We start from the raw sequence: 254 nt of genomic DNA on the forward strand, positions 1-254 counted from the left end.
CATTGGAGAAGGTCCAGATCACCTCGCCCTCCATGCCGGGATCAAGGCGAACGGAGTTCGGGTCGTCATGCTCCATGTCCATCTTGGCCATGGCGTCCTTGTGCTCGGCATTGCCTTCCATCGTGTCATTACAAACTCATGCTCGATCTCGCCTTTGTTGGTGACGCCAAAGCGAATGGTCTCGCCTTTTTTTGATGTCGAACTCGGCGGGTTCAAAGATCATCTCGCCGTCGTCGGTTTCGCGCATGGTCACC

At 55.5% G+C, this 254-nt stretch carries 1 pseudogene; it reads right to left on the reverse strand.

The annotated features are described in order from the left end of the window. Positions 1-254: pseudogene (locus tag FCK22_RS19445) on the reverse strand (cupredoxin); the annotation flags it as partial.

Source organism: Sulfitobacter sp. 15WGC (genome assembly GCF_005068605.1).
Classification (GTDB): Bacteria; Pseudomonadota; Alphaproteobacteria; order Rhodobacterales; family Rhodobacteraceae; genus Sulfitobacter; species Sulfitobacter faviae.